Below are 10210 nucleotides of genomic sequence, written 5' to 3' on the forward strand. Positions count from 1 at the left end.
AGGAGCGACTACTCATCAAGGGCCGAGCGCTATCCGTGCTCACACTGAGCCCGGATACATTAGCGCAAGCTCGATTTACCGTTAATCGCTGCTGAGTGGCAGAAGATGGGCTGACCATACATTTTGGTTACTTTTTCGGCGTCTGGAAAAAGTGACCCGCCGTAAGGGCGGAACCCTAATCAGCAACACCCGCAGCAACGGATATATACCCAGTCAGCCAGACAATCAGTGATGCTCCTCCCCCGCCCGCTTAAGCAACTTCTTGCACCGCTCAGACAAATGAAACACCTGCAAATGCTTACCCGCCTTGGCATAGCGCTCGCGCAGAGTCCTCAAAGCCGCAATCGCCGAATAATCGACAAAACTCAAATGCCGACAATCCAAAGTCACCCGAGCCGGATCATTAGCCGGATCAAACTGATTGAGAAAGGGCGTAGTCGAAGCAAAAAACAACGTGCCATGCAGACGATAAAGCTTGCTGCCGTCAGCCTCCAGATGCTCATCGGCATACAGCTCACGCGCCTGCTGCCAGGCAAAGTTGAGCGCAGCGATGATGATGCCGCACAACACCGCAGTGGCCAGATCAGTGAACACGGTGATGGTAGTCACGGCGATGATCACCAGCACATCATTGAGCGGTACTTTGTTCACCACCCGCAACGACGCCCAGGCAAAAGTCTGCTGCGACACCACAAACATCACACCCACCAGCGCCGCCAGCGGAATACGCTCGATCAGCGGCGACAGAAACAGAATGAACAACAGAATCAGCACCCCAGCGACAACGCCAGACAAGCGCCCGCGCCCGCCGGAGCTGAGATTGATCACGGTCTGGCCGATCATCGCGCAACCGCCCATGCCACCGAATGCGCCCGAAACCATGTTGGCCGCACCGAGCGCCACGCACTCGCGATCCGGGTAGCCACGGGTTTCGGTGATTTCGTCGGTCAGATTCAACGTCAGCAGGGTTTCCAGCAGACCGACCAGCGCCATCAGAATCGCGTAAGGCGCGATGATGCGCAGGGTTTCAAGATTGCACGGGATGTCTGGCAAAGCGAACGTCGGCAAGCCGCCGGCAATGTGCGCCATGTCGCCGAGGGTGCGGGTCGGCAGGCCGAACAGATAGACCAGCAGACCGACTCCGAGGATTGCCACCAGTGCCGGCGGCACCGCTTTCGTCAGACGCGGCAGGATATAGACGATGGCCATGGTCAGCGCCACCAGCCCGGCCATCAGATACAACGGCGTACCGCTGAGCCAGTCCTCACCGTTCTTGAAATGTTCCAGTTGCGCCAGCGCAATGATGATCGCCAGGCCGTTAACGAAGCCGAGCATCACCGGGTGCGGCACCATGCGCACCAGTTTGCCCAGGCGCAACAAGCCGAACGCCATCATGATCAAACCGCCAAGCAACACCGTCGCCAGCAAATACTGCACACCGTGTTGCACCACCAGCGCAACGATGACCACGGCCATCGAACCGGCCGCGCCGGAGACCATGCCCGGCCGCCCGCCGAACAAAGCTGTCAGCGTGCAAATGATGAACGCGCCGTACAGGCCCATCAGCGGATTGAGGTGCGCCACCAGCGCGAACGCAATGCATTCGGGCAACAGGGCAAACGAGGTGGTGAGTCCGGCCAGGACATCGGCGCGCAGACGAATCGGTTTCATGGCTTACCTGATTGAGCAGCCGTCGAGCGCGGCTGCAGGTGTTCGGGAAAAAGAGGGTTGCGGATGTTACGGAATTGTCGCGGATCGGGCCAGTGAACGCTGACACTTGTCGGCTCGGGCTTTATGCTGGCGCGCTCCTCTGGTCATTGAGTTCGACATGTCTGCATTTCTGAGCGCCCGCGAGGTGTGTCAGCGTTTGCGTGAAGCGGCGCTGGGCGTGCTCGCTTTGAAAATCTGCGAGCGGCCTACCAAGGCCGGGCTGGTCACGGTCGATATCGAAGGCTGGCAGTTGCGGCTGGACGTTGAAGGTGGGCGGTTACATCACTGTGAATTCGCCCGCAATGGTGACGGACAAGAAGGCGCGCTGGACAGTTGGCAGCGTTACGGCACCGATCCGGTGAGTTTGCTCAGTACCTGGGAATTGGCGCAGATCGAGCGATTGCTCAACGCGCAAACGAACGAGGTTGCTCAATGATGGCACTCTGCCCATAATTCGCGCCCTCCTCTATTCCCACGCAAGGAACTGCCGTGAAGAAGTCGCTGTTGTTGATCCCGATGCTGGCCCTGCTCCTGCAAGGCTGCGGCATGACCATGACCCGTTACGAACCAAGCTTCGAGAACGTGCAGAAGCTAAAACAAACCCCGCCGCTGCACGCGATCAGCAATCCTCAGGTCACGGCCGAATCCGGTGAAGGTTCGCTGGTGGTCCGTGCCAACCCGGTTCGCTCGCCGTCCGGCAGCATCCCGGCACACATTCAGGACGCGATCACCGAAGAACTGCGCAAGGCCGGTTTGCTCGATCCGCAGGCTCAGCGTCAGTTGAAAGTGCTGGTGGTGAAGAACGAACTGTCCGCCGGCATGGGCACGGGCGACGGCAAACTTGCTGCACGTTTCACCCTGCTCAACGGCAACAATGTGGTGTACGACGCGACCAAGAATGTCAGCAGCCAATGGAGCAGCAGCTTCTTCGGCTTCATTGCGATCCCGAACGCAGTCAACGCTTACAACCCGATGGTGCGTGACTTGCTCAAGGAACTCTACAGCGATCCACAGTTCATTCAGGCCCTGAAGTAAGGGTAAAAAAAGAGCCGCGATTGCGGCTCTTTTTTTGGCTTCAGCCCCGTGGAATGCGGGTTTCGAGTGCCGAGTACTTCAGGTTCTTGCTATCAACCATCTGCTTGAGCAGCGCGTTGACCTGACGGGTGAAGGTGTCATTCACCGCGTCTTTCGGTGTGTTGGCCATCAGTGGAATGAACCAGATACCAATCCAGGTGCCGACCGCATCGTGGTTGCTCGCGGTGGTCAGGGCCTGACCTTGTCCATCCATGCCTTCCAGGCTCATGGTGTACTGATCGGTGCCATACGCCGGGATCACCATCATGCTGAAGCCGCTGATGAAGGCCAGCACCATGGAACCGGCATTCGGCGGATGGTTGTACATTTTCAGACGCAGGCTGTAATCGCCCGGCTGCTTCTGGAACTCGTCCAGAGTGACACGGCCGAACAGACCCGAGTCAGTGAGAATTTTTTGCAGCTGTGGTTTCAGTTGATCGCGCGCTTGCGGCACTTCCACAGCGGAGCCGCTTTTCGGTTCGCCCTGGTAGAAGTCGAAATCGACGTAGACGTTTGGCTTGTTGGTGTAGCTGGCCATCGACGGCATGGTCACCGGCGCCACTTCGTCTTTGGTGAAACTGGCACAACCGCCCAGCGCAAGTACCAGCCCCAGCGCCAGAATTTTCCCGAATTGCATGATGTCCGTCCCTATGTGTACAAGACCAAATGATGGCATTGCGCCTTCATTGTGAAGGCCGGGCGGATTCTAGAGAGAGCGGCCTTCGGGCGAAAGCCTGAATTGAGGAAATCAGCAAAAAAATTTGCTCAGCCCTGCCGCAAGTCGAGGTTGTAGGTGTAATAACCGCTGTCACGCACGTAGCCGAGGGATTCGTACAAGCCTTGAGCCGTGAAGTTGTCGGTAGCGGTTTCCAGTACCAGGCCTTTGGCACCGGTCGCCAAGGCAAAGTCACGCGCCGTGTTCATCAACAAGCGGCCAACCCCACGCCCACGTGCGGCGGGCGTGGTGAACAGGTCGCTGAGCAGCCAGGTGCGGTGGGCATCGATGGACGAGAACGTCGGATACAACTGCACGAAACCCAGCGCCTCGCCCTTTTCATCCTGAACCAGAAAAATCGCGGATTCATCGCCGGCCATACGCGCGGCGATGAAGGTTCGTGATTGCTCGAGGTTCGACGGCTGCTGGTAAAAGCCTCGGTAAGCGTCGAACAACTGCGCCACCGCATCCAGGTGTGTCGCGTCGGCCCGCAGTGCCTGAAGGGTCATGTGCCCGCCGTTTCCAGTCAATGATCGAAACAGCATAGCGCCGCCCTTCGAGTGTGCTGGCCTCATCGCTATATAGTTTTGTATATTGCGAAACCGAAATCGCCAGAATCTTTCCATGCCGTCCAGCCAACCTGTATTGCCATGAGTGCCATCCGCGTACGCAACGAGCAGTTGATCCTCGCCGCTGCCAGCGAGGAATTCGCCGCCAACGGCTTCAACGCGACCCAAACCCGCGATATCGCGGCGCGTGCCGGGGTGCCCAAAGCCAATCTGTATTACTATTTCCAGAGCAAGGAAAACCTCTACAGCAAAGTGCTGCTGGGGTTTGTCGAGCCGCTGCTGGAAGCCTCGGCGGTGCTGCGTGAAAGTGATGATCCGCTGACGGGACTGCGCGCCTACGTGGCCGCACGCATTCGCATCGCCCGCGAACATCCGGCGATTGCCAAGGTATTCAGTGGCGAGTTGCTATTGGGCGGTCGCCAGTTGCCGGATGAGTGCCGCGATCTGTTGCAGGCCGAAGCGCGGCGCAACGTTGAATGTCTGCGCAGCTGGATCGAGCGCGGTTTGCTCGCGCCGGTGGATCCGGAGCATTTGATGCTATTCATCTGGTCGGCAACGCGCACGTACACCAATATCGGCTGGCAGATGGGCCGGATCATGGGGCGCGAAGTGCCGCAGGACGAGGATTATCAAACGGCGGCACAGACGATCACGCGCATGGTGCTGGAGGGCGTGGTCGTAGCGCCGCGGGTGGGCGAGATTCGTGGGGTGTTGTTTGCGACGTGATGGCGCAGTGCTGCGCAGATCAGGGCATGAAGTCTACGGGGAGTTCCAGATGATCTTTCATGCGCTCGTTCCAGTCGTGCAAAGCGCCGGGTAGACGTTTTTTCCATTTCGCAACATCGGTGTAATAGCGCAGGCGCGAGTGTCCGGTGTTGTCGTAGGTAACCAACAAGACCCAGAAATGGCCATCGGCTGACCGCATCACGATGCCGGTGCCACCCAGGCCGCGCATCCACATCTCCCAGACCTGACTACCCGCCACATCAGCGGAAGGTTCAGCGGTCATCAACGAACCGGACTTTTCCACCAGCGTCTGATAATCAGTCTTGAGCAACGTGTGCAGAGCCTGGTTTTCTTCCGGTGTTTGCGCCAGGCCCAGGCTGAGCATGTCGTAATCCAGCGTCAGCGGTTGCTGCGAAGCGACAAAACGACCGGTGTAGTAGACGCCCAACCCGGCACTGCAATATCCGCCTGCACCCACGAGAGAAATATCCAGCACACCATTGATGGGGGTGAACAACAGGGTGCACTGGTCTTCCGAGTAAACGGCTTTACCGTCCTTGAGTGTGGCAATGCCATCCAGATCACCGGAGTTGGCGCCCTCAGCCGCCGTGATGTCGATGCTGATGTGCGTGGGGTCGCGGCGCTGGGTTATGACTGTCGCCGAGGTTGCGGTCCCTGGCGGAATGAGCTGCCAGGTCGCGTCCCAACTGAAGGGCTGGGTGGCGTGTTCAAGTTCGGTCAGGCGCATTAAATACTGCCGACGCAAACAGGCTGTCTGATCGCCACAGGCGTTGCGGTTTTTCAGCCACTGCCGCTGGTCTGCCTTGAGGGCTTTGGCATCGGGGACATCAGCCGATGTCGAGTGCCAGAGCTTGCCCAGCTTCTCATCGAGTTGCGAGATCTGCGGGTCGCCACAAATGGCTTTTTCAGTTTTGCTGGCAGCACTGGCGCAATCGAAACTGCTGGCGTGGGTGATAGAGGCAAACGCAAGGCACATCAGCGTCAAGGCATGACGCCGGGAGATAGCGAACATCGAGAGATTCCATTCTTCGGACGGCGCGCAGTATGCCAGTGCTGCCAGCGGAAATCCCTGATGGTCACAGCAATCAGGATTCTTCAATCAATGTGGGAGCGAGCTTGCTCGCTCCCACAGGGTTTTGTATGCGCTGTCAGAACGTAATGTCGGCTGCGGGTTTGACGTCGATACGCGCCACCGAGCCAGTCAGATGCGCCAGATCCTTGTTGTGCTCGGCGATGATGTCTTCCGCGCTCATATTGCCGTTGTCGACGGTGGAATGCGCGTCGGCGGCAAGCATTACGTCATAACCCAGCTCATGGGCCCGGCGTACGGTCGCATTGACACAGTAATCGGTTTGCAGACCGCAAATAACCAGTCGTTCGAAGTCTTCACTTGGCAAAAATTTACCCAGGTCAGTCTGGTAAAACGAGTCCCGGGTGGTCTTGCGTACGCGCAGGTCCTTAGGCGATGTCTCAAGCCCTTCGGCCAGTTGCCAGCCTTCGGCACCATGGGCCAACGGGCTGTCCTTTTCTTCATGCTGGATCAGCACCACGGGCACGCCAGCCTTGCGTGCGCGAGCACTGAGACCGTTGATGGTGTCGAGCACGCGCTGAATGTCGTAGCACTGATATTCGCCCGAGCAGAGGGCGCGCTGGACGTCGATGATCAGTAATGCGGTGGTCATGATGAGCCTTCCTTGATCAGTCCTTGAGACAGGGGCGGACCTGAGCCCGCCCCCTTTTTACGCTCCTCAGTAACCCAGTGACAAGCCCGTGTTGCGGCGTGGATCGTTGGCGCCGTAGAAACGGTTTTTGCCGACCGGCTTACCGCCCAGCGAAGGTGCACCCACCAGAATCGCGGCGATGTGGTTGGCGTCCTGCGGGCCGGCAAACTTGTGACCCCAGCTCTCGAGGAGTTTCTTCGTGTCGGGGCTGGCGGCGAAGTCTTCGAGGTTGGTTTCCTCCGGCATCCATTGCTGGTGGAAACGTGGCGCATCGACCGCTTCCTGCAGGCCCATGCCGTAGTCGATGACATTGAGCATGGTCAGCAAAGTCGCCGTGATAATACGGCTGCCGCCCGGTGTACCGACCACCATCACCACTTTGCCATCCTTGGTGACAATGGTCGGGCTCATCGACGACAGCGGTGCCTTGCCCGGAGCAATCGCATTGGCTTCGCCCTGCACCAGGCCGTACATGTTCGGCACGCCGACCTTGGAGGTGAAGTCGTCCATTTCATCGTTGAGGATCACCCCGGTCTTGCTCGCCATCACGCCCGCGCCGAACCAGTCATTAAGGGTGTAAGTGACCGACACCGCATTGCCCCACTTGTCGACGATCGAGTAGTGAGTGGTGTTGCTGCCCTCATGGGGGGCTACGCCGGGTTTGAGTTCGGCCGACACGCCAGCCTTTTGCGGCTGGATGGCGTCGCGCAGTTTGGTCGCGTAGTTCTTGTCCAGCAGATGCTCGATCGGATTTTTGACGAAATCCGGATCGCCCAGGTAGCTGTTGCGATCGACATAGGCGTGGCGCATGGCTTCGATCTGATAGTGCATGCCTTGGGCCGAATGGAAGCCCAGATCCTTCATCGGATAGCCTTCGAGGATGTTCATGATCTGGCAGATCACTACCCCGCCAGAGCTTGGCGGCGGCGCCGAGACCACGTGATAACCACGGTAGTCGCATTCCACCGGAGCCAGTTCGCGGGTCTTGTATTTATCGAGGTCAGCCTGGGTGATGATGCCTTTGTTGGCCTGGCTGGAGGTGACGATGGCGTCGGCAACCCAGCCTTTATAGAAGCCGTCGGCGCCTTTTTCGGAAATGGTCCGCAGGGTTTTGCCGAGATCCTTCTGCACCAGTTTCTGCCCGACCTGCATCGGCTCGCCGTTATGCAGGAAGATCGCACCGGAGTCGTGCATGTCCTTCTTGAACACGTCGGTGGCGTACTCCAGCAGCTCGACGTCACCCTGCTCCAGCGCAAAACCGTCTTCCGCCAGTTTGATCGCCGGCGCAATCATTTCCTTGCGCGGTTTGGTCCCGTATTTGCTCAGCGCCAACTCCATGCCGGACACGGTGCCCGGCACGCCCACCGCCAGGTGGCCACGGGTACTCAAGTCGGGAATGACGTTGCCTTCCTTGTCGAGGTACATGTTGGCAGTGGCCGCCAGCGGCGCTTTCTCACGAAAATCGAGGAAGGTCTTGCGCCCGTCTGCCAGTTGAATGGTCATGAAGCCGCCTCCGCCCAGGTTGCCTGCTGCGGGATAGACCACCGCCAGCGCGTAACCCACGGCGACCGCCGCATCGACGGCATTACCGCCACTTTTCAATACGTCGACGCCGACATGGGTGGCCAGATGTTGCGCGGTGACCACCATGCCGTTTTCTGCGGCAACCGGTGCCACCGACGCCGCGTGAGCCATGAGACAGCTGAGTGCCAGTGAGGTCGCTATCAGCGATTTGGCCAAAGGTTCGTACTTCATGAGTCGATCTCTTTTTTGTTTTCAGGGTCTGTGCAGAACAGAGGGGGAAACGCTGCAAGAGCACCAAGCAGTATGGTCGGCTTTGCGTATTGCGCCTCCCCGATCAGGCAGTATGCTGGGCGCTGTTGCCACCCTGCTCCGGAGTCTGTCGTCATGTCTTATACGTTCATCACCCTGCCCTCGCCCGTCGGCGAGCTGAAGCTGGTCGCGAACGGCTCACGACTGGCGGCCATCCTCTGGGAAAACGATAAACCCGACCGCGTGCGCCTCGGGCCGATGAGCGAGGCACACGACAATCCGATCCTGATTCGAACGGCTCGACAACTTGAAGAATATTTTTCCGGGACGCGTGACTGTTTTGATCTGGAACTGGATTTCGCTGGCACCGATTTTCAGAAAAAGGTCTGGGCGGCGCTGCTGACCATTCCTTTTGGCCAGACGCGCACCTACAGCCAGATTGCCAGACAGATTGGCAATCCCAGCGCTGTACGGGCAGTGGGCGCAGCGAACGGACGCAACCCGATCTCCATTGTCGCGCCGTGTCATCGGGTGATCGGCGCGTCGGGGAAGCTGACCGGGTTTGCCGGTGGGCTTGAGGCGAAAGAGCACTTGCTGAGCCTGGAGGGTGGGCAGTGGTCGCAAATTGGCAAAACCGGCGAGCTGTTCTGAATCAAGCGCCGAACAGATTATTCATCGCCGCATACTGCAACAGCATGATGGTCTTGGCGTCGCAGATCTCACCGCGCTGAAACGCTGCCAACGCCTCGTCGAACCCCCACTCCAGCACTTCCAGCTCTTCGGTCTCTTCTTCCAGTCCACCACCCTCGCCAACCTTCGATGCCGAATCGTATTCGGCAATGAAAAAGTGCAGCTTCTCGGTCACTGAACCCGGACTCATGTAAGCCTCGAACACCTTCTTCACATCGTGCACGCGATAACCGGTCTCTTCCTCGGCTTCGTCGCGGATACGCTGCTCCGGTGCCGCGCCTTCGAGCAACCCGGCCGCCACCTCGATCAGCAAACCATCATGACCATTGACGAACACCGGCAAGCGGAACTGCCGGGTCAGTACCACCGTGCGCTGTTCACGGTTGAACAACAAAATCGCTGCACCGTTGCCTCGGTCATAGACTTCACGAGTCTGACGCTGCCACTCACCATTGTTGCGGTGATAGTCGAAGGTGATTTTCTTCAGCAGATACCAGTCATGGGACAACACCTGAGTGTCGATGATATTGACCCGCTCGGCTGTGTTGGACATGACGCTTGATCCTTTTCATTGAAGGCCCCTGGGTAGGTAAAAGCCCTTTTTTGTGAACGAAAAAACGAAACCCTATACCGCCCCACAAACTATGTCGAAACATCCTACAGACATCACCTACTCGCCCGACTTCTTTCCTGATTGATCCCCCGCAAAGTCCCCGCACCTTTTTGACGTGCGCGAGAGACTGCGAATGCTTCCAACCGATCGGCTTCTGGCCCTGAACAACAGCATCGGCCTGCTCGTTGTTGCTGCTTTGAATCCCGATGAGCCGGACTTCGAACACCTGATCCGCGAGTTCCGCCTGTGCCTGAACCACTACGACGCCTGGGCCGAGCAGTTCTGGACAGGCACCGCGCTGGATGTCGAACAGGTCTTCACCGTCGGTAACGACGTACGCCTCAGCGCGCCGATCACGTCGCGCCAGCCGCTCAGTTCATCGGTGGTCATGTGCTCGGCCAGCGGGTCGCTGACGCTGGTGCATATGTTCGAGGCCGCGAGGTTTGTGCCGATTGGCAACACCCCGGTAATCCTCGAACCGGTGCTTGCCGATGTCGGCGGCGTGCTGACTTTCGGTGAGCCGCTGCATTACACCATCGGCCCCAGCGGCATTCTGCAAGTGACCGACTGCGATCGGGGCCAGCGTTATCGCATTACC

The 10210-nt window shown here is 58.6% G+C and carries 12 protein-coding genes; 5 read left to right on the top strand and 7 right to left on the bottom strand.

Features of this window, described 5'->3' with window-relative positions; genetic code table 11:
* Nucleotides 1-225 precede the first annotated feature (225 nt).
* Nucleotides 226-1671: a SulP family inorganic anion transporter gene (locus tag AC0ZWN_RS28545; RefSeq protein ID WP_476337669.1), complete on the bottom strand. Its 1446-nt coding sequence runs from the start codon at nucleotides 1669-1671 to the stop codon at nucleotides 226-228.
* 157 nt (nucleotides 1672-1828) lie between these two features.
* Between AC0ZWN_RS28545 and AC0ZWN_RS28550 the strand changes: the two genes are divergently transcribed.
* Together AC0ZWN_RS28550 and AC0ZWN_RS28555 are read left to right on the top strand one after the other, a co-directional pair.
* Entirely contained in the window at nucleotides 1829-2146 is a 318-nt protein-coding gene (locus AC0ZWN_RS28550) for a DUF7693 family protein (RefSeq protein WP_257355493.1), read from the top strand.
* Between the two features lie 53 nt (nucleotides 2147-2199).
* On the top strand, nucleotides 2200-2745 hold the full coding sequence (locus AC0ZWN_RS28555; protein WP_095048048.1) for a hypothetical protein: 546 nt from the start codon (nucleotides 2200-2202) through the stop codon (nucleotides 2743-2745).
* Nucleotides 2746-2785: 40 nt separating this feature from the next.
* On the opposite strand, the gene AC0ZWN_RS28560 is transcribed toward AC0ZWN_RS28555, so the two are convergent.
* Nucleotides 2786-3421: a hypothetical protein gene (locus AC0ZWN_RS28560; RefSeq protein WP_476337671.1), complete on the bottom strand. Its 636-nt coding sequence runs from the start codon at nucleotides 3419-3421 to the stop codon at nucleotides 2786-2788.
* 128 nt (nucleotides 3422-3549) lie between these two features.
* Entirely contained in the window at nucleotides 3550-4008 is a 459-nt protein-coding gene (locus tag AC0ZWN_RS28565) for a GNAT family N-acetyltransferase (protein ID WP_476337672.1), read from the bottom strand.
* A gap of 141 nt (nucleotides 4009-4149) precedes the next feature.
* Between AC0ZWN_RS28565 and AC0ZWN_RS28570 the strand changes: the two genes are divergently transcribed.
* Nucleotides 4150-4794, top strand: coding sequence for a TetR/AcrR family transcriptional regulator (locus AC0ZWN_RS28570; protein WP_093441219.1), 645 nt, complete (start codon nucleotides 4150-4152; stop codon nucleotides 4792-4794).
* 19 nt (nucleotides 4795-4813) lie between these two features.
* On the opposite strand, the gene AC0ZWN_RS28575 is transcribed toward AC0ZWN_RS28570, so the two are convergent.
* The 3 genes from AC0ZWN_RS28575 to ggt form a co-directional block, all read right to left on the bottom strand.
* Complete coding sequence (locus tag AC0ZWN_RS28575; protein ID WP_476337673.1) at nucleotides 4814-5827, bottom strand: lysozyme inhibitor LprI family protein; 1014 nt, start codon at nucleotides 5825-5827, stop codon at nucleotides 4814-4816.
* 136 nt (nucleotides 5828-5963) lie between these two features.
* Nucleotides 5964-6497, bottom strand: a complete 534-nt coding sequence (locus AC0ZWN_RS28580; RefSeq protein ID WP_320337607.1) for a cysteine hydrolase family protein — start codon at nucleotides 6495-6497, stop codon at nucleotides 5964-5966.
* Nucleotides 6498-6563: 66 nt separating this feature from the next.
* Entirely contained in the window at nucleotides 6564-8291 is a 1728-nt protein-coding gene (gene ggt, locus AC0ZWN_RS28585; RefSeq protein WP_476337674.1) for a gamma-glutamyltransferase, read from the bottom strand.
* Between the two features lie 153 nt (nucleotides 8292-8444).
* Here ggt and AC0ZWN_RS28590 point away from each other — a divergent pair, with 153 nt between their 5' ends.
* Entirely contained in the window at nucleotides 8445-8960 is a 516-nt protein-coding gene (locus tag AC0ZWN_RS28590; RefSeq protein WP_186625229.1) for a methylated-DNA--[protein]-cysteine S-methyltransferase, read from the top strand.
* A gap of 1 nt (nucleotide 8961) precedes the next feature.
* Here the strand turns inward: AC0ZWN_RS28590 and AC0ZWN_RS28595 are convergent, their stop codons facing one another.
* The gene (locus tag AC0ZWN_RS28595; RefSeq protein WP_116255005.1) at nucleotides 8962-9552 is read right to left on the bottom strand and encodes an NUDIX domain-containing protein; all 591 of its coding nucleotides are present in this window, start codon (nucleotides 9550-9552) and stop codon (nucleotides 8962-8964) included.
* Nucleotides 9553-9745: 193 nt separating this feature from the next.
* Here AC0ZWN_RS28595 and AC0ZWN_RS28600 point away from each other — a divergent pair.
* A partial coding sequence (locus tag AC0ZWN_RS28600; RefSeq protein WP_476337676.1) for a hypothetical protein occupies nucleotides 9746-10210 on the top strand: 465 nt, incomplete at its 3' end.

The organism is Pseudomonas sp. 3B-A001-10F (assembly GCF_056313565.1).